This window comes from Aquibium oceanicum, assembly GCF_001889605.1.
GTDB lineage: Bacteria > Pseudomonadota > Alphaproteobacteria > Rhizobiales > Rhizobiaceae > Aquibium > Aquibium oceanicum.
Genome location: NZ_CP018171.1, coordinates 4,910,471 through 4,926,366 on the forward strand (window position 1 = coordinate 4,910,471; position 15,896 = coordinate 4,926,366).

21 protein-coding genes, 1 tRNA gene, 1 other RNA gene and 1 pseudogene are annotated in these 15,896 nt (G+C 60.0%); 9 read left to right on the forward strand and 15 right to left on the reverse strand.

Annotated elements, in window-relative coordinates; genetic code table 11:
• The first annotated feature begins 289 nt into the window (after positions 1 to 289).
• The 5 genes from BSQ44_RS23950 to BSQ44_RS23970 all read left to right on the forward strand — a co-directional run bounded on the left by BSQ44_RS23950 (position 290) and on the right by BSQ44_RS23970 (position 3,170).
• Positions 290 to 562, forward strand: coding sequence for an usg protein (locus BSQ44_RS23950; protein ID WP_072607541.1), 273 nt, complete (start codon positions 290 to 292; stop codon positions 560 to 562).
• Positions 563 to 656: 94 nt separating this feature from the next.
• Positions 657 to 813, forward strand: a non-coding RNA gene (gene ssrS / locus BSQ44_RS23955) — 6S RNA.
• A gap of 81 nt (positions 814 to 894) precedes the next feature.
• Positions 895 to 1,482 (forward strand): 5-formyltetrahydrofolate cyclo-ligase, encoded by a 588-nt coding sequence (locus tag BSQ44_RS23960; RefSeq protein ID WP_072607542.1) that lies wholly within the window; start codon positions 895 to 897, stop codon positions 1,480 to 1,482.
• 10 nt (positions 1,483 to 1,492) lie between these two features.
• Positions 1,493 to 2,323 carry a TIGR00282 family metallophosphoesterase gene (locus tag BSQ44_RS23965; RefSeq protein WP_072607543.1) on the forward strand — a complete coding sequence of 277 codons (831 nt, stop codon included), beginning with the start codon at positions 1,493 to 1,495 and terminating at the stop codon, positions 2,321 to 2,323.
• Between the two features lie 64 nt (positions 2,324 to 2,387).
• On the forward strand, positions 2,388 to 3,170 hold the full coding sequence (locus BSQ44_RS23970; protein WP_072607544.1) for a TerC family protein: 783 nt from the start codon (positions 2,388 to 2,390) through the stop codon (positions 3,168 to 3,170).
• Positions 3,171 to 3,176: 6 nt separating this feature from the next.
• Here BSQ44_RS23970 and BSQ44_RS23975 read toward each other — a convergent pair whose 3' ends face one another.
• A complete protein-coding gene (locus BSQ44_RS23975; protein WP_072607545.1) occupies positions 3,177 to 3,746 on the reverse strand; it encodes a tetratricopeptide repeat protein in 570 nt (189 codons plus the stop codon).
• Between the two features lie 4 nt (positions 3,747 to 3,750).
• Complete coding sequence (locus tag BSQ44_RS23980) at positions 3,751 to 4,566, reverse strand: MBL fold metallo-hydrolase (RefSeq protein WP_072607546.1); 816 nt, start codon at positions 4,564 to 4,566, stop codon at positions 3,751 to 3,753.
• A 162-nt stretch (positions 4,567 to 4,728) separates the two neighbouring features.
• Here BSQ44_RS23980 and BSQ44_RS23985 point away from each other — a divergent pair.
• Positions 4,729 to 4,803, forward strand: a tRNA-Glu gene (locus tag BSQ44_RS23985).
• A 140-nt stretch (positions 4,804 to 4,943) separates the two neighbouring features.
• Here BSQ44_RS23985 and BSQ44_RS23990 read toward each other — a convergent pair.
• From BSQ44_RS23990 to BSQ44_RS24005, 3 genes and pseudogenes are all read right to left on the reverse strand, one after another.
• Positions 4,944 to 5,525, reverse strand: a complete 582-nt coding sequence (locus tag BSQ44_RS23990) for a hypothetical protein (RefSeq protein WP_072607547.1) — start codon at positions 5,523 to 5,525, stop codon at positions 4,944 to 4,946.
• A gap of 345 nt (positions 5,526 to 5,870) precedes the next feature.
• Complete coding sequence (locus tag BSQ44_RS23995) at positions 5,871 to 6,983, reverse strand: hypothetical protein (protein ID WP_072607548.1); 1,113 nt, start codon at positions 6,981 to 6,983, stop codon at positions 5,871 to 5,873.
• Between the two features lie 853 nt (positions 6,984 to 7,836).
• Positions 7,837 to 8,142: pseudogene (locus tag BSQ44_RS24005) on the reverse strand (transposase domain-containing protein); the annotation flags it as partial.
• 260 nt (positions 8,143 to 8,402) lie between these two features.
• Here BSQ44_RS24005 and BSQ44_RS27775 point away from each other — a divergent pair.
• The 3 genes from BSQ44_RS27775 to BSQ44_RS24015 all read left to right on the forward strand — a co-directional run bounded on the left by BSQ44_RS27775 (position 8,403) and on the right by BSQ44_RS24015 (position 9,489).
• Positions 8,403 to 8,531, forward strand: a complete 129-nt coding sequence (locus tag BSQ44_RS27775; protein ID WP_256381704.1) for a hypothetical protein — start codon at positions 8,403 to 8,405, stop codon at positions 8,529 to 8,531.
• Positions 8,532 to 8,771: 240 nt separating this feature from the next.
• Positions 8,772 to 9,161 (forward strand): type II toxin-antitoxin system RelE/ParE family toxin, encoded by a 390-nt coding sequence (locus BSQ44_RS24010; RefSeq protein WP_072607550.1) that lies wholly within the window; start codon positions 8,772 to 8,774, stop codon positions 9,159 to 9,161.
• Positions 9,142 to 9,489, forward strand: a complete 348-nt coding sequence (locus BSQ44_RS24015) for a helix-turn-helix domain-containing protein (protein ID WP_072607551.1) — start codon at positions 9,142 to 9,144, stop codon at positions 9,487 to 9,489. Before BSQ44_RS24010 ends, BSQ44_RS24015 begins: the two co-directional genes overlap by 20 nt.
• 275 nt (positions 9,490 to 9,764) lie before the next feature.
• Here BSQ44_RS24015 and BSQ44_RS24020 read toward each other — a convergent pair whose 3' ends face one another.
• The 10 genes from BSQ44_RS24020 to BSQ44_RS24065 form a co-directional block, all read right to left on the reverse strand.
• A complete protein-coding gene (locus tag BSQ44_RS24020; protein ID WP_072607552.1) occupies positions 9,765 to 10,205 on the reverse strand; it encodes a TMEM165/GDT1 family protein in 441 nt (146 codons plus the stop codon).
• A gap of 369 nt (positions 10,206 to 10,574) precedes the next feature.
• Positions 10,575 to 10,778: a hypothetical protein gene (locus tag BSQ44_RS24025; protein ID WP_072607553.1), complete on the reverse strand. Its 204-nt coding sequence runs from the start codon at positions 10,776 to 10,778 to the stop codon at positions 10,575 to 10,577.
• A 1-nt stretch (position 10,779) separates the two neighbouring features.
• The gene (locus tag BSQ44_RS24030) at positions 10,780 to 11,523 is read right to left on the reverse strand and encodes a hypothetical protein (protein WP_157894675.1); all 744 of its coding nucleotides are present in this window, start codon (positions 11,521 to 11,523) and stop codon (positions 10,780 to 10,782) included.
• Positions 11,524 to 11,525: 2 nt separating this feature from the next.
• A complete protein-coding gene (locus tag BSQ44_RS24035; protein WP_072607555.1) occupies positions 11,526 to 11,996 on the reverse strand; it encodes a hypothetical protein in 471 nt (156 codons plus the stop codon).
• Positions 11,996 to 12,166, reverse strand: coding sequence for a hypothetical protein (locus BSQ44_RS27060; protein WP_157894676.1), 171 nt, complete (start codon positions 12,164 to 12,166; stop codon positions 11,996 to 11,998). The genes BSQ44_RS24035 and BSQ44_RS27060 overlap by 1 nt, the downstream gene beginning before the upstream one ends.
• 1 nt (position 12,167) lies before the next feature.
• Positions 12,168 to 12,767, reverse strand: coding sequence for a hypothetical protein (locus BSQ44_RS24040; protein WP_072607556.1), 600 nt, complete (start codon positions 12,765 to 12,767; stop codon positions 12,168 to 12,170).
• The gene (locus tag BSQ44_RS27300; RefSeq protein ID WP_072607557.1) at positions 12,754 to 13,350 is read right to left on the reverse strand and encodes a hypothetical protein; all 597 of its coding nucleotides are present in this window, start codon (positions 13,348 to 13,350) and stop codon (positions 12,754 to 12,756) included. Before BSQ44_RS27300 ends, BSQ44_RS24040 begins: the two co-directional genes overlap by 14 nt.
• 356 nt (positions 13,351 to 13,706) lie before the next feature.
• Entirely contained in the window at positions 13,707 to 14,774 is a 1,068-nt protein-coding gene (locus tag BSQ44_RS24050; protein WP_083534897.1) for an AAA family ATPase, read from the reverse strand.
• Positions 14,771 to 15,283 (reverse strand): hypothetical protein, encoded by a 513-nt coding sequence (locus BSQ44_RS24055; protein WP_072607559.1) that lies wholly within the window; start codon positions 15,281 to 15,283, stop codon positions 14,771 to 14,773. Before BSQ44_RS24055 ends, BSQ44_RS24050 begins: the two co-directional genes overlap by 4 nt.
• Before the next feature lie 396 nt (positions 15,284 to 15,679).
• The gene (locus BSQ44_RS24065) at positions 15,680 to 15,883 is read right to left on the reverse strand and encodes a helix-turn-helix domain-containing protein (protein ID WP_083534898.1); all 204 of its coding nucleotides are present in this window, start codon (positions 15,881 to 15,883) and stop codon (positions 15,680 to 15,682) included.
• Positions 15,884 to 15,896 lie beyond the last annotated feature (13 nt).

Below are 15,896 nucleotides of genomic sequence, written 5' to 3' on the forward strand. Positions count from 1 at the left end.
GCGGCCTGACGGCTCGCGCTCGCCGGCCCCCGCACTCGGGCCGCATTATTATCAATTCGCCGCGCCCCACAACATTAGACCTTGGGTTGGGTGCGGCGAACGGCCCACACGCGGCGCACGCTGGGTCCAGCGGTTGTTAGCAGCCACCGCAACATGCTGCCAACATATTGATCCGACGTGGTATTTCGGCTTCGATCACGAAAATGTCAATAGACGATTAACCTTCCGGTCCGACACTTTTTCGTCGGAGGAGATTGATGGAGACCAACACATGACCGGAAGAACTGCCATGCGTGACGCTTCTGAGATGGAACTGATGCTCAATGGATACGGGCTGACCACCGCGCAAATCCTCTACCGCATGCCCGATCATCCCCACCTGCTCCAGACCTACATCTGGCAGGAATACGATCTCGCGCCTCGCTTTCCGGCACTTTTCCGATTCGTGGAGTTCTGGCGGGATAAGCTCGAGGGGCCGCTGCATTCTGTGTCCTACACGCATCGCAAGCTGATCGCGCCCAACGAATGGCGCAGCGTGAACGGCGAACTGGTCCTTCACTAGCATCGGCCGGCGCGGGCTTCGGGGCCCGCGCGCATCGGTGGTCGCGACATCGATTCCGGTGGCGGACGCAATCCGGTCGTCCTATATTCGTCGCGACGGTCTGCGCTTCGCGGCAGGAGTAACACTTCCTCGGGGCCTTATTGATCCTTAGGGAGCTGTCCCTGGGAGGACCCGTGGGTTCTTCCATACGGCGCCCACCTACTTTGTAGGCACCCGGGATCAACCTCTCCACCGGTTGTCGTGGATCGTCGCTCTGCCTCACCTTCGGGATTCCAAGGTTGATTTCCTCCCGCCATTCGGGTTCCTGCACCCCGGAAAACGGGAAACTCCGGATGCAGCCCCTCAAGGAACTCAAGCGACGCCTCCGCGAAGAAGCTCTGGCGCGGCGCGATGCGCTCGAACCGCAGTACCGCATCGAGGCGTCGCTTTCGGTCGCGGAGACCGGGGCCGCGGCTATCGCGTGCGGACCGGGCGACGTGGTCTCCGGCTTCTGGCCGATCCGTTCCGAGATCGATCCCCGCCCGCTGATGGACACGCTGCGGCAGAAGGGGGCGCGGCTGTGCCTGCCGGCGATCCTCGACAAGACGACCATCGTCTTTCGCGAACTCGTCCGCGGCGCACCGATGGTCGACATGGGTTTTGGCACCATGGGTCCGGCGGAAGATGCAGAGGTGCTCGACCCAACCATCATGCTCGTCCCGCTCGCCGCCTTCGACGCGCGCGGCCACCGCATCGGCTACGGCGCCGGATATTACGATCGCGCCATCTCGAAACTGCACGCGCAAGGCCTGTCGCCCCGTCTCTGCGGCCTGGCCTTCGACTGCCAGGAGGTGGAGCGCGTGCCGGACGAGCCGCATGACATGATCATCCCCGAACTGCTGACCGAAAGCGGCTTGCGCCGTTTCGCCGCCGGACTGTAAGGCTCGCCTCATGAGACTGCTCTTCCTCGGAGACATGGTGGGCCGCACGGGCCGCAACGCGGTGTGGGACCGCCTGCCCGGCCTGATCTCGGACTTCAAGCTCGACTTCGTCATCGTCAACGGCGAGAACGCTGCGGGCGGCTTCGGCATCACCGAGGACATCTTCCGCCAGACCCTCGACGCCGGCGCCGACGTCGTGACCACCGGCAATCATGTGTGGGACCAGCGCGAGGCGCTCGAATTCGCCCCGCGCGAGGAACGCTTCCTGCGCCCGGCGAACTTTCCGCCCGGCACGCCCGGTCACGGCTCGGGCCTGTTCACCGCGAAGAACGGTGCCCGCGTGATGGTGTCCAACATCATGGGCCGCGTCTTCATGCATCCCGAACTAGACGACCCCTTCCAGGCGGCCGAGCGCGAACTTGCCGCCTGCCCGCTCGGCGAGCAGGCCGATGCGGTGGTCATCGACTTCCATGCCGAGGCGACGAGCGAGAAGATGTGCTTCGCGCATTTCGTCGACGGTCGCGCGAGCCTGGTGGTGGGAACCCATACGCACCAGCCGACCGCCGACCACCAGATCCTGTCGGGCGGCACGGCGTACCTGACCGATGCCGGCATGTGCGGCGACTACGATTCCTCGCTCGGCATGGACAAGAGCGAGCCGCTCAACCGGTTTCTGTCCAAGGTGCCTAAGGGACGTTTCGAGGCCGCGGCCGGCCCGGCGACCATCTGCGGCCTCGGGGTCGAGATTTCCGACCGCACCGGGCTTGCCGAAAAGGTCGCGCCTCTGCGCCTCGGCCCGCGGCTCGAGGAGACGGTTCCAGCCTTCTGGAACGGCCATTGACCGGTCGCGTTGAAGAACCTAGTCCTTCAGCCAGTCCGGCCAACCCCCTCGGAAAGTTCCTCCCATGCCTTTCGCAGAGTTCATAGCCCCGCATTTCGTATGGCTGGATGATCCGACCGCCTGGGTCGCGCTGGCGACACTGGTCGTGCTCGAGATCGTGCTCGGCATCGACAACCTGATCTTCATCTCCATCCTGACCAACAAGCTTCCGGTCGAGCAGCAGAAGAACGCGCGCCGAATCGGCATCGGCGCGGCCCTGGTACTGCGGCTGATCCTGCTTGCCACGATCTCCTTCATCGTCAGCCTGACGACGCCGCTCTTCACGCTCTTCGACCATGGCTTTTCCTGGCGCGACCTGATCCTGATCGCAGGCGGGCTGTTCCTGGTCTGGAAGGCAACGAAGGAGATCCATCATTCCGTCGATCCGGAAGACGAAAAGGACACCATGATCGGTTCGGGTGTTACCTTGTCGATCGGCGCAGCGATCTTCCAGATCCTGCTGCTCGACCTCGTCTTCTCGATCGATTCCATCATTACCGCCGTCGGCATGACCGACGAGATCGCGATCATGTACATCGCCGTGATCTGCGCCGTGACGGTAATGCTGATCGCGGCCGAGCCGCTGTCGCGCTTCATCGCCAAGAACCCGACCATCGTCATGCTCGCGCTTGGCTTCCTGCTGATGATCGGCATGACGCTGATCGCCGACGGCATGGGCTTCCACGTGCCCAAGGGCTACATCTACGCTGCCATGGGCTTCTCCGCCCTGGTCGAGGCTCTCAACATGCTGGCGCGCCGCAAGCGCGCGGCCGACAAGGCCGCAGGCAGGAACGGCGGCGGGCACTGACCGTCGTCAAATCGGCGTGCCTCCGGGCCGGGGGAGTACCTCTCCCGGCACGGGGATCAGCATGTGGCGTTCCTTGAGCCAGGGATCGATCGAGATCGCCTCGCGCAGCGCCTGCTGGCCGAGTTCCCTCCGGCCCTGCCGCATAAGGACGAGCGCCTTGCCGGCCAGCGCGGCGAAGTGCTTCGGCTCGAGTTCCAGAGCGCGCTGGAGGTCGGAGAGCGACTCGTCGAAGTTCTCTTTCAAAAAATGCACGAAGGCGCGCTGGTTCCAGCCTTCCGCATAGTCCGGGGCCGCGGCCACAACGCCGTCGAGGATGCCCAGCGCCTTGTCGAAATCATAGTTTTCGCGCGCGCGCATCGCCTCGGCGACGTCGCGCCGCACCTCGGCTGTCGGTCCCTGGGCCATCCACATCTTCCAGATGGCGTCCTCGGCCGTCCGCGCCGCGGCCTCCGTCGGCGCGTTCAAGAGTTCCTCGAAGAGACGACCCCGCTCCTCCGGCTCCGCCGCCGGCATGGCGGAAGCCGCCAGGAACAGCGCCAGGAACGCCAGCACCAGCCTCGCCGGAGCGGAGCTCATGGCTTCAGACCCCCTGGAGGATGAGGATGGTCGGCCGCCTCGGCAGGTCCCGCAGCGAAATGGTAAAGCCGCGTTCCTCGCGATAGTCGATCTCGTAGCCCTCGCCCATCATCGACAGGAACTCGCCCATTGGCGTGGAATGGCGATGCATCGGCAGAACGATGGAAGAATATAGCCGCGTGGTGATGTCGCTCATCTTGGTGAGCGACTGCGTCATCCCTCCGTCGACCGGTACCATGACGATGTCGAGCCGACCGATCGCGGCATAATGCGCATCGGTCAGATCGTGGTGGAGGTGTCCGAGATGGCCGATGCATAGATCCGCCACCTCGAAAATGAAGATCGAGTTTCCGTCCTTTTCCATCTCGCCGTAGCGGCGGATGTCGGTCGGCACGTTGCGGATGTAGACGTCGTCCACGACGACGGCATGCCGCGCCGGCCCGTCGCCGGAAGGGTTCCAGCCGGGCAGCACGTATTCGATCGCCGGATCGGGAGTGGTGGTGAAGTGCGTGGTGTGCGCCTTGTTCATGGTGACGACGCGCGGCAGCGGATCCCGGCCGTAGATACCGCTGAAATCGGTGGCGACGCGCACGCCGGCGGGCGTCTCGATGATGTAGGTCGAATGGCCGGCATAGGTGATCGTCACCTCGGACGCAGCCCTGACGGTCTGCGCGGGGGTGAAACTCGAGAAGGTCACCGAGGGCAGCCCTTGCGCGATCGCCAGGCATTTCGACGGGACGGGATCGTCCTGCGCAAGTCCCGGGATCGGCCAGGACAGGAGGAGGGCGAGGAAGGCGGCGGCAGCGCGGGCGAGAGGCATGGGCGTTTCTCCGACGGCGAAGCGTTTGGGGGCGCTAGCCCATTACGCCACGTTATGCCGCTGGAACGGAGTAACGATTTCGCGAGACGGCAAGTCGAAATTTCCCGCCGCGCCACCGGTTGCAATTCGCGGCGGCTCTGGTTATATCGCGGTCTCTTGGACGCGCCCATCGTCTAGCGGTCAGGACGGCGCCCTCTCACGGCGCAAACAGGGGTTCGATTCCCCTTGGGCGTACCAAGAAAAACAAGGGTTTAGGCAGAAACCCGCAAAACCATCAAATATCAGTCGAATAAACGTCCACGTACAATGGCGGACAAATGAAAAACCCGGTCACGTGAGCAGCCGGGTTCGGGATCAGCGCAAAGGCGCCCGTTGGATCAGGCGCCCGACTTCAAGCCGTCGATAACCGCTTTCTGCCTCGCGCGCCGCGCTTGTGCCTTCTCGAATTCGCGATGCCTCTCTTCCCGTTCTGCCTTCGGCTTCTCGATTGCCCGCTGGACCGCGCCGATAGCAGCGGCAAGCCCAATCCGCTGGCGCTGCAACAAACTGAATTCACTCGAAACAAAATGGCGAACCGTGGCGTCGGTATCATCTGCTGACGGCGGTTCCTCCCGGTAGTTCGCCACGATCTCCCGCGTATGGCCGCCCTCGGGATAGATCGAAAGGTCAGTCGCGTCCTTCGACGGATTGGCGAGAAGGAATTCCATCGCTTCGGCGAACGCTTCATATGTGAGGTCAACGTCCGCCTTCTCGGCTTGCAGAATAGCCAGGACGGGTTGCAGCCCATGCCGGATAAGGTAGGCGAATGCATCGTTGATGCTGGTGGGGGAACTTCCCACCGTGCGGCGAACCCCGTCCTCCCCGGTCTCCCATTCGTAGAAGTGTGGCCCCGTGAGCGCCTTCGCCGCCTGCTTCAGTTCGGGTGCAATTCGAAGGGCAAAGCTCGTGGTCTGCGTCATGATTTCAGCCTCATGTGATATCGACAGCGGTCAGTGATATCACTTCAGAAGTTCAATATCAATCCATCCCGGTGATATGAAAAATCGGTCAGTTGCCCAGCCAGGTCAGAAGGGTGCAAATTTGCCCCCTTGTCAGCCGCCGCGCCTAAGCCGCCAGCGTGCCAGCCTGAGCCGCCACAAGGCGCACCACAGGCGGACGATGGACAGGAGCAGCCTCATAGCGGTTCCCATCATCCCACATCATCGCTCCTACGCCTTGGCTATCTCACTCGGCTTCGATCGCCTAACGTGTGTCCCTGTGGGAAGCCCCGTCCTCTGGATCATCCGCATCAGGCTTTGAAGCCGCTAAACGGATGAATGCGAGGTAGAATGCGCAGCAAGAGCGTAGCGTAGCCGCAAGTAGATCAGGGACGCATAGCAGGCTATCAAACTTGCGATCAGAAACTCGCGGATTTCGGAGAGCTCGTATCCATCCACCATACCGTCGCCGAGTATCAAGAAAATGATCTGAGATCCCATGAGCAGTGACACCATCCCTACCGACCGCCTGTAAATTGGCCCCCCCTTGTCGACCGTTTCTAAGACCCAGCGTACAGCGATGAGGATCGCAAGGAAGAACCACAGTTGGTAGAGGAGGATGTTCCACTCCTCGAAAAGGAGCCCTGCTACTGGAAGGGAAGCGACCGCAAAGGCCGGTGGCGGTACGAAGGGAGCCAGAGTACGCAGTATTTGGTTGCCAGATGATTGCCAGAACGCCGGCAGGGCAATGAACGCCATAAACGCTGCGGAATAGTAAGCGGCTTCGAACATGTATGTTGCAAAATTGTGGAAGTTCGTTTCGTTCTGTGCATTCCCCGCAAATAGTTCTCCTGCTTCCCATCCGAGCCAATGCTGTCCCCAAGACATCTCTTCCATCAGGATGAGGAAAGTGCACGCGAGCATCGCAGAGAAAGCAACTGACGGAGGGAGTCCCAACGGTCGGAAGTCCCGGACCTCACGGCTGATCCAGACACAGCGAGCAAATCCCGCAAGCGCAATCAACAAGACAAGCTCGGTGGCGATGCTGAGCAATTGCCCTTCGCGAACGAGTTCGTTGAGAATCTGAGGCGCAAGAACGACGGTGGCGGCAGCTAGAAGGAGAACTGCACCCGAGAAGTTCGATGCGAATGCGAGGAGAACTGCCTCTTTCCTGTTACCCACATGCATTGCGGGTGAAACAAGTCTGGGCCCGCGAAACGCAAGGAACAAGCATCCAGCGGCGACTGCCGAAGCCGTAATCCGCGCCCAACCGAAGAGCGACCAATCCGGTGCATATTTTTCTAGGAATGCGAACCCGTATTGAGTGCTTCCAAAATGGAAGGTGGCGCCGATAACCCATATGGCGGCAACAAGAAACAACACCCTGGAAAAAGGAACGTTAGACCGAAGCGCACCAATTCCGCGATCATGCACTTCCATGACGCTACCTCCCTACGGATTGCGCCAATATATAAACAAACTGTTAGCCATCAATACATATGAACAGATATGGTTAAATATAGAAATTTCGTAAAATTTGACGCGAATTTTTATGATACAGTTACTCTCTGACTCATTGAATTCTTACAATTATGGAATTGACGGCCGAGTTGGCGCACCCGACTCGAATTTGCTGTGTCCGGGGCCTTTGAGCGTAGAGGTATCAAGTCGGACACTTCCGGAAACCTCCGCCGTTATCCAAATCGGCCTCGATGCACAGGAACATTGAGGAATCGAAACAGAAACGGACCAGAATCAAGCCCTCAGGTGTGCTCCCCCGCGATTTGGGCGAAGGAGGTTTCCGGAGGTGCCCAGTCATGTATTACCCGTTCGCGTTCGGTCGACCGGGCGAAGGGAAATCCCGATGCGCCGGCGGATGCAGGATCAGCCCGACGTCTTTGCCGCCGCACTTCCTGCACCGGAGTTTCGGAACGAGGTCGGGCGCCATGGTTGAGTGCTCCGGCCCGAGCTTCGCCTTCAAAACTCCGAGGTCGATCCTGCCGAAGTGGAAGCATTGCGGCTTGTTGCAGCCCGCGCCCAGGCTGTAACCCTCATCGATCATTTTTTGCACGGTCCAACCCATAGCGGCTGAGATAGCGTCCTCGCGGCGCCGTGACGAGCGCTATCGATCGCGTTTCAGCTTACCTTTCGGGCCGGTTCCAGTCAGGCGTTTTGAAGCCCTCCTGCGACTGAGACTTCGGCGGTTCCAGTAGCGGGATGCCAGCCTCGTCCACAGCCTCATCACAAGAACGGCGACCTCGCTTGCGCCGTATGCGTCCGGGAAGGGCCGCGGTCAGGCTGCTTTTGCGGTGGCGGTGGATCGGCGCCAATTCCACGGCAGGAGTTCAGCCAGCCTGCTCTGCGGCGCGTCGGCGATGCGGGAGAGCACGTCGGCGAGCCAGGCTTGTGGATCGACGTCGTTGAGCTTTGCGGTGCCGATCAGCGTGTACATGACGGCCGCGCGCTCGGCGCCGCGCTCGGAGCCGGCGAAGAGCCAGGATTTTCCACCGAGAGCCAGGCCGCGCAGCGCTCGTTCGGCCGCATTGTTGGTCAGGCAGATGCGCCCGTCTGCGAGGAAACGGCTGAACCCCTCCCAACGCTTGGCTGACAACGCGAATCCCAGGGGTGGGCTGTTGCGAATTTGGTGGACGCTTCTCGCGTGCCTACTCATCGGCTGCGGGGTAGCAATTTTGCTGCTAGGCTCGCCGCCCGGGCCGATCGACGCGTACTTCTTCGGATAGAGGTGGAAATGCGGACTGACCCGCCCGGCTTCTTCTCGCGCGCCAGCCGCCGCGCATTCTTCGCGGGGACATGGTTCGCGCTCGCGGTGATCTTCGTCGCGTGGATGGTGATGGGGTGATGCCAAACATTGAGGAAATCGCTCGGACGATCGCCAAGGCCAAGCACGGCACGGACGCCATGTGGGCGAACTACGTTGGTGCTGCGGAGGCTGTGATCGGGTTGTTCAAGGCGAAGCGTCGGCGCTGAGACAGTTCTCACCGGCTTGGCGATGGCTCAACGCCGCGCGAATGGCAAGTACGTGTCGGCACTGCTCGGCGGCGCGCTCAATTATCCGGTGTCACGGGCGTGGGCGGGGTAGCGACAGCGGGCGGCTTGACGAACTATGCCAGAACTGGCATATATGCAGCACGCGCCAATAAGGGCGCGCTCACAGGAGGTTAGTGATGCTCAGCGGAAAAGCATACGTCAAACAGGAGCGGTGGACCCGTGAAGACAACATTCTTTCTTGGATCGAGCCTTGACCAGATTCGCAGTTTTCCAAAGGAGGTACGGCAAGAAGTAGGCTTCGCAATTGAGACGGCACAGCTTGGCGGTAAGGCGATCAACGTCGTGCCGCTCGTCGGATTCAAAGGGGCCGGAATTCTTGAGATTTTCTCAGATTTCGATGGGAACACTTTTAGAGCGGTTTACACCGTGCGGTTCCCGGAAACGATTTATGTACTGCATGCGTTTATGAAGAAATCAAAGCGGGGGATTTCGACTCCCCGTCAGGAGATGGAAATGATTCGCTCGCGCCTGAAAGCGGCGGAGCGCCATTATGAAAATGAAAAGAAACGAGAAGCCGCGGAGAAAAAGAATGTCGGAACAAATCGATGACGTTCAGGTCGTCAGAAGTTCTGGCGACATCTACAATGACCTAAATGTGCCTCATGACGTCAAAGATGGGTTGAAAAACGCGATCGCACGCGAGATTTGCAGCCTCATTGAAGACAAGCGGCTCACTCAAAAGCAGGTCGCAGACATCCTTGGTACAGATCAAGCCAAGGTATCGAAGATCACTCGCGGACGACTGACAGATTTTAGTGTCGATCGCCTCGTCAATTTCCTCACGGCGCTTGGATACAACATCGATATCCATCTGGAACGCACGATGGAAAAGCAGGGTCGCGTTAAACTTCACACCCCTATGGCAGCGGTCGGTTAGCTAGCCCGCCGCTGCCACAATACGTTCCCCATCTAACCCGCCGCGCCCCGAACTTCCCCCGCCTCCCGTATTGCCCGCAGGGCCTCCCCTACGCGTGGTGTCAGATCGGCGACGTACTTCGGTCCGGCTCGTCATTTTCGCCAATGGCGACGCTCTCACCGGCAATGTGGCGGAACTCATTCCTTGGGCAGTTCAATCCTACCGGTAAGTGGATCGAATTTATTGTAGGACCAAGGGGCGATAACGTAACTGTCGCCATCCTGCGGCAATCCGAACTACATAAGGGCATCCTCGGGGGTGATGTCCTCGAACGTCTTTCCCCCGTCCGCCGTGAAACGCACCTTGGTATTTGTATTGATTTCGGTAATCGTCTTTTCGATGCGAGACAGGCTTTCGCGAAGATAGTTTATGTCCCTCTCTTGGAGTCCTTGACGCCCATCTATGCGGCCAACCTCTTTGGCGATCTCAATAGCCAAGGAAGCCCTCTGGCGTTCGAGGTCCATGAGCTGCTGAGAAAGATTGGTATTGATCGCGGTGACGGTGGAATTCAGATCGGAGACGCTCGTCTGTAGCCCGCTTACGGCGACGGCCAATCCCTTCACATGCTTGTCAGAGATATAGTCCGCGATCCAGTACGAACCGAACCATATTGCCGGGGCGGAAACGATCATCGCCGCGACAGTTTTTACAGCCCATACGGCGATTGCGTTCCACATCTGATGTTACCTCTCTCGCCCGGAGCATACTGAGTGTTTGCCCATATTTTGGCAAGGTAAGATTGCTTTTGGGGAACCGCTACAACCTGTTCCTTGTTTCCTGCCGATGCGCCACGCCTGACTGCCGTCATCCGCCCCGCGTGACGTCAGCGCCCGATGCCGCTGGCAGACCCTCCGAACACGGTTGATCTACTCTTTTGACCGTTCCTGCGGCCATGCCTTCACCTATCGCCTGATCTAGGTCGCGGTCATGCGTACCGAAGTCGATGTTCACGCATCGACGAAGGCGATTGCTGCTTTGCAATCTTTACGCTCGTTCGCCCGCTGCGATGCGATATCGGCGCCGATCGAGCGTTGCGATCCGGGAGTCTAGCCATTGCTCTGCACCTGCCTTGCCTGTTGCCGCATGATCTGCCGCGCGATCTCTTGCAGCCGCTGTTCCTCTAACGAGGTCTCACGCGCCCGCTTCCTCAAGCTAAGCCGTTCCGCTTCGTCCATTTCCGCCAGCCGCGCCCGATGCTGCTTTGCGAGGGAATTCCGGATTGCACCGCACAGGGATTGCAGGGAAATCATCTCAGTCACCCACGAATGACTTGATGATGGTCTTGGCCTCGTTCGGCTTCAGGTCATCGAACCAATCGAGGAAATCGAGCGCGTCGGCATCGTCCATCCGTGCCAGAAGCCGGTTCGCCCGGAACCATGCCGCAGCCACCTTTTCAGCCGCCCATGGCCCCCACTCGTCAATGAGTTCCCGTCCAACCTGATTTGCACCGAACTTTTTCAGCCCGTCTTCGTCCACCGGATTGACGAAGGAGGGCGGACCATCCGCAATCTCGGCATAGACCGCATACCGGGCCGCTTCCGTCATGCTGTCATCGAAACGCTGCATGAAAACGCGCATGGCGCGGCGATCTTCCGAGACCGCATTGACGATGCCTCGCGCTTGCGTCTGGACGCGTTCCAGATGCGTTTTGAAGCCGGCCATGGACTGCCATTCGTCCACAAGCGCGCGGCCTTCCGTGGTTTCCAAAAGCTGATTTCGGCTGTCCTGCCAATCCAGCAAGTCCACCGGGTTGACGCTGTCCGGATTGGCCGTTGCCAGATCGTCGCGGATATAGCCTTCCAACTCGCGATCCAGCTTTTCCTCGAAATAGCGATCAATATCCGTGTCCCGAATTCGTTCGATTTCCTTCCTGCGAGCGATGCCGGCAGGGAGGGAGGCAATCCCCCCACCGGCACCACCCGCAGGTTCTTCCGTCGCAGCCCACCCGGCCATTGCGCCAGAAGATTCATGTTTCGTGAGTTCGGAACCCGACACGTTCACACCTTCACGGGATAAAGCTGTCGAAGATCGCGCTCAGCCACCGCCGCCGACGCGACCGGCTGTGTCATGCGATGGCCGTCCGCCTTGCGCTCCACCGCGAAGCCCGAGCCCGTCCACATGACGCGATACTTCTCGTCTTCGAACAGGCCATCAAAACGCGCCGAGAACGTCGTCACGCGAGGCTTGGACAGAACGGCTTTCTTCATGTCGCTATCGGTGACAATCGATTCAGCAGACCAGCTTTCATCGAACGCGACCATGTACACCCGGTCATGCTTGCGAAGGCTGTTCCCACTCGACTGGACCCGCCGCCAGATGCCAGGCTCTTTCAGGTCATCGAGCACGATTTCTTTCGGCATACGGACCATGTATTCCCGCCAGCCGAACCCGTTCGAATTCAGTGTGACCAAGCGCGGATCGATCTCCGCCGGCTTGCGTGGCGCGAGTTCTACCGTTTCGTCTTTCATCAGAGTGTCCCCTTATCAACGAGCTTTCCGCCGCGATCTTCCGCCAGTTCTCGCGTCGGGAAACGCTCAAGCTGTTCCCCGTCCGGACGGCAGAGCCAATAGGTGTTCGGCCCGGTGCGATGCACCATTGCCCGACCGTCAAGGATCATCTCTTTCTCGTTCTTCTCCATCTCATTCGCCTTTCAATGCCGGTTCGATCTCATGTGCGGAAATCTTCTCTTCCGCCTCCCGCCAGTTGCCGGCATGGAACGGCGGATGGATCGGCCATTCGATATGGCCGAAACGGTTCGTTGCCATTCCAACCGGGGACAGCGCGTCGGCCAGAAGCCAGCTAAGGCGCTGTTCGAAATACGGTCCGGTGATGGTATGCGGAGCCGGATAGCCCAGCGCCCGCACCCCGGCATGAACCGACGTTGTCAGGTTGCGAACGTCCTTCAACGCGCCCGCCAGTTCGCGTGCCAGCGTGTCAGCCGTTTCTAGCGCTTCCAGACGTTCGGAATGCAGGTTGGCAAGTTCCTCCCGCTTGGCCTTCCTGCGCGCCTGTATGGCCTTGTCAGAGGCTTCACGTTCGCGCCGGGTGACTTCCCCTTCCGCCGCTTCAAGAGCCTCTATCTCGTGCTCTAGGGCGTCTATGGCGCTATGGTCGAACTTGCGTCCCTCAAGGATCGCCGTGCCCGCCTTGTCCCTCAGCACCTTGAGCCGTGACGCGGCCTCACTCTTGCGAGTGGCAAGGGTATCCATGGCGCTGGCCGTGGTCTCAAGCTGTTGCATCGGATGCCTCCAGTTCCAGCAAGCGAGCGATGCCTATCTCTTGCGCTAGATTGGCGAGAGGTTCGGGAAGGGGATGGCCTGCATCGATGGCTTCACGGATGACGTGAGCTACCCGGCGGGCCAGGTCGTAGCGTCCCGCACGGTCGAGAGGGAGCGCGTAGCTTTCGCCGTCGCCGTTGGCCGTGGTGGCTACATCGGCAGGGGAAAGGGTGACGAGCTTGCCAGTCCAAGCCGGCGCGGGAGGCATGGGCGGAACAGCCGCAGCCTTACCCTTTAGGTCTAGGGTCTCAAGCACGCGGCGAAGCTGCCCCACGGTCGTCTGATAGTCCTTGAGGGCGTCAGCGTTCGCCAGTCCGGCCTTCGCAAAGCCTTCCTCAGCGCGCTCAAGTTCAACCTGCATGGTAGCGGCGCGGCGGACTAGGGAGCGCTGCATTTCCGTGAGCGCGTCCACGCCGCCTAGATCGTCGGAAAGCGCGACTATCACGTCACGAAACCGGCGCGCCCATTTGCTGCGCCCGTCCATATCGCCGAGCGAACCGTTGGTAATGCGGCTACGGCCTTGCGCCTTTGTGGTGGCTTTCACCGGGGTTGCAGATGGCATTTCGAAGCAGCCTTATTCGTCTGTTATTCGACATATACCGGAGTTAGCCCGCTAAGTCACTGTTTTTCAATGGCCGCCAGTGTTCGCCAGCGTTCATGTTTCCGCCTTCAATGGGCGCAAACGCCAGATCGGGAGTGACTCGAGGATCAGCGCGACAGGGCAAGACGCAAAAAATCGGCTGTGCGACAGACGGAAAGAGGGCCCATTAGACCGAGAATTAATCTTCGCCCCTCAAACGGGACAAATCGGGACAAGTCGGGACAAGTCCCGCAGAAGGGCCGGGACATACCGGGACACACCCCTATAAGGGTGTCCCGTGTCCCGTCTGCTGTCCCCTCTCAGAAGCATCGCCAAACGTGTTCATCGTAGATACGGACTATCCCCTTGTCCTGAAGAGCGTTCCTGATCCGCTGGAATGCTTTCTTGCGCGCTTCTGGCGTGTCCTTGTCTGCTATGCCGTGAGTGTAGCAACGGGACCGCCAATGCTCGACCAGCACGACCTTGCACGGGGGCCATTCGGTTCCCTGTCTAGTGACGCCTTTGAAAACGAGTGCATCGTCCAGAGCATCAAGCGCCGTCCTTTGCTTCACGCTTAGCTTTGACGTCTTGGACGGCTTTACGGCATCGTCCAAGACGGGAACGAGGCTCCCGCCTGTAGTCGTCATCCGAAAGCCCCATTGCCCTGTGCTGTCAGCGTCCTTGTGACGTTCGATTGTCAGCGTTGACGTTAGCGCTTCCTTGTCCCCTTCCACGCGCATACGGCTATCAAAGGAGCCCCAGAAGTGGGTATGCATCCGGGCGCGGGTATCGTCCTGCCATCCGGTATGTGCGACGGTGAGGATAGCCGCGCCGGTCTCGCGAAGAATGCGCTGGATACCATGCACCCATGCACGCGCCGTCTTGTCCTCGATCTCGGAACCCGCCATCGATCCGCCGAAGATATCCACCACGACTAGGGCGAACGTGCCAATAGATGCCATGGACGAAATCAGCGCTGACACGTCGTCCACCACGTCCAGCCGGATTTCTCGCGGGAACAGGTGCACGTTTTCGCGCTCTTCAATCGACATGGAATGATAGTCAAACCATGTCGGGATGCGAAGGCGTCCGACACCAACGGAACCTTCCGTGGCGACAAACAGCACCTTGCCCTGTGCTGTCCTGCCACCGTGCCATGGTTGGCCTGTCGAGACGGAACAGCCAATGTCGATGGCAAGGAAGCTTTTGAACGAGTTTGACTTGCCGAACATCAATGCCGTGCTGCGCTTCTGGATAAGCCCTTCCACGAGCCATTCCGGTTCCGGCATTGCCTCCATTTCGGCATAAGACAGGATATGCAGCGGCGGTGCCTTTCTGGCCTCTTTCCGCATGTGATCTTCCAACGGAACAGCGCTAAAACTGTTCATGCGGCCACCGCCTTCCTGCCAGTCAGAACGAAGATTTCCGGCTTGTGGGGCGGTTCGAAATGCCGGCGGAACTGGAACAGCAATTCATCGGCAATCGCGATGCGAGGGCAGTCCTGTAGCCGGGACCATGCACGCGACCAATCGAGGATGACTATGCCGTCACGCTTGGCCTGTAGCCAATCGAGGGGATTGGCAAAGACGTTCAAGTTGCAGTCGAACGAGTAGGTTGCCGGGTTGTCTATAACGTCCTGTCCAAGCGCGAATGCGCGGTTGCAGTCGGTCGCCAGATCGCCCGTGCGAGGCTGCCAGAAGACAACATCGTCGCCTTCATCGAAGGCCAGCCAGGGTGAACCTCCGCTGTCAGCTTCGAAGATGCCATCGTGCGCCTTGCGACCGTGCGCCAGCCGGATAGGTTCCGGACGGATCATCGCTTCGATTGTGACGCCCGACTTTAGCAGCCAATCAATTTGCGCCTGCTTTAGTCCGGTGAATTCGGAAGAGTGCATCATACCATCGCCCTCCCGTATGCGAGTTCGGCAACGGCCCGCGCCATCGGCCAAGAGACCGCGAAGCGGGATCGAACGCGCGCCGCTTGCCTTTCGGTGAGAGTTTCGGCATTGTCTGGAAAGGGATTGCTGCCGCGCATTCCAATCTTTCGAGAGCCGGCCGTCGCCACAACGGCCGGTTTTCGCTTTTCCGGGGGACCGTTCATCAAGCGGCCCTCCTGCGCCGCAGCGTAGCGGCCCGCAAGACTTCAATTGCTTGCTTGTTCGTGATGCCGAACCGCTCGCAAAGCGTCGGGATTAGTGCCCTGCGAACCCGATCCTGTGGACGGCGGGCGTTCCATTCCGCTACCGCGTCGATCATTTCGCGGTCAGGAACGAAAGTGTCGGAAGGGTTGTCCATCATGCAGCCTCCACAAGCGGGAGGGACGCCAGATAGGCTTTGAAGTCGTCGGCAAGGATCAGCGTGCGCCGTCCGCACTTGCGCGCCGGTAGCAGCCCTTCGCCAATGGCTTCATATATCTTTGTCCGCCCCACCGGAGCGCGTGCCACGCACTCGTCAATCGAAAGGCCGAACTTTTCCGAGATGTCCGTTTGCTGGTGCATATCTTGTTCCCGT

Bases quoted from the DNA above. Each gene is read 5' to 3' on its own strand.
- BSQ44_RS23950 (WP_072607541.1), top strand. From the start codon at position 290: ATGCGTGACGCTTCTGAGATGGAACTGATGCTCAATGGATACGGGCTG.
- BSQ44_RS23960 (WP_072607542.1), top strand. From the start codon at position 895: ATGCAGCCCCTCAAGGAACTCAAGCGACGCCTCCGCGAAGAAGCTCTG.
- BSQ44_RS23965 (WP_072607543.1), top strand. From the start codon at position 1,493: ATGAGACTGCTCTTCCTCGGAGACATGGTGGGCCGCACGGGCCGCAAC.
- BSQ44_RS23970 (WP_072607544.1), top strand. From the start codon at position 2,388: ATGCCTTTCGCAGAGTTCATAGCCCCGCATTTCGTATGGCTGGATGAT.
- BSQ44_RS23975 (WP_072607545.1), bottom strand. From the start codon at position 3,746: ATGAGCTCCGCTCCGGCGAGGCTGGTGCTGGCGTTCCTGGCGCTGTTC.
- BSQ44_RS23980 (WP_072607546.1), bottom strand. From the start codon at position 4,566: ATGCCTCTCGCCCGCGCTGCCGCCGCCTTCCTCGCCCTCCTCCTGTCC.
- BSQ44_RS23990 (WP_072607547.1), bottom strand. From the start codon at position 5,525: ATGACGCAGACCACGAGCTTTGCCCTTCGAATTGCACCCGAACTGAAG.
- BSQ44_RS23995 (WP_072607548.1), bottom strand. From the start codon at position 6,983: ATGGAAGTGCATGATCGCGGAATTGGTGCGCTTCGGTCTAACGTTCCT.
- BSQ44_RS27775 (WP_256381704.1), top strand. From the start codon at position 8,403: ATGCCAAACATTGAGGAAATCGCTCGGACGATCGCCAAGGCCAAGCAC.
- BSQ44_RS24015 (WP_072607551.1), top strand. From the start codon at position 9,142: ATGTCGGAACAAATCGATGACGTTCAGGTCGTCAGAAGTTCTGGCGAC.
- BSQ44_RS24020 (WP_072607552.1), bottom strand. From the start codon at position 10,205: ATGTGGAACGCAATCGCCGTATGGGCTGTAAAAACTGTCGCGGCGATG.
- BSQ44_RS24025 (WP_072607553.1), bottom strand. From the start codon at position 10,778: ATGATTTCCCTGCAATCCCTGTGCGGTGCAATCCGGAATTCCCTCGCA.
- BSQ44_RS24035 (WP_072607555.1), bottom strand. From the start codon at position 11,996: ATGAAAGACGAAACGGTAGAACTCGCGCCACGCAAGCCGGCGGAGATC.
- BSQ44_RS27060 (WP_157894676.1), bottom strand. From the start codon at position 12,166: ATGGAGAAGAACGAGAAAGAGATGATCCTTGACGGTCGGGCAATGGTG.
- BSQ44_RS24040 (WP_072607556.1), bottom strand. From the start codon at position 12,767: ATGCAACAGCTTGAGACCACGGCCAGCGCCATGGATACCCTTGCCACT.
- BSQ44_RS24050 (WP_083534897.1), bottom strand. From the start codon at position 14,774: ATGAACAGTTTTAGCGCTGTTCCGTTGGAAGATCACATGCGGAAAGAG.
- BSQ44_RS24055 (WP_072607559.1), bottom strand. From the start codon at position 15,283: ATGATGCACTCTTCCGAATTCACCGGACTAAAGCAGGCGCAAATTGAT.
- BSQ44_RS24065 (WP_083534898.1), bottom strand. From the start codon at position 15,883: ATGCACCAGCAAACGGACATCTCGGAAAAGTTCGGCCTTTCGATTGAC.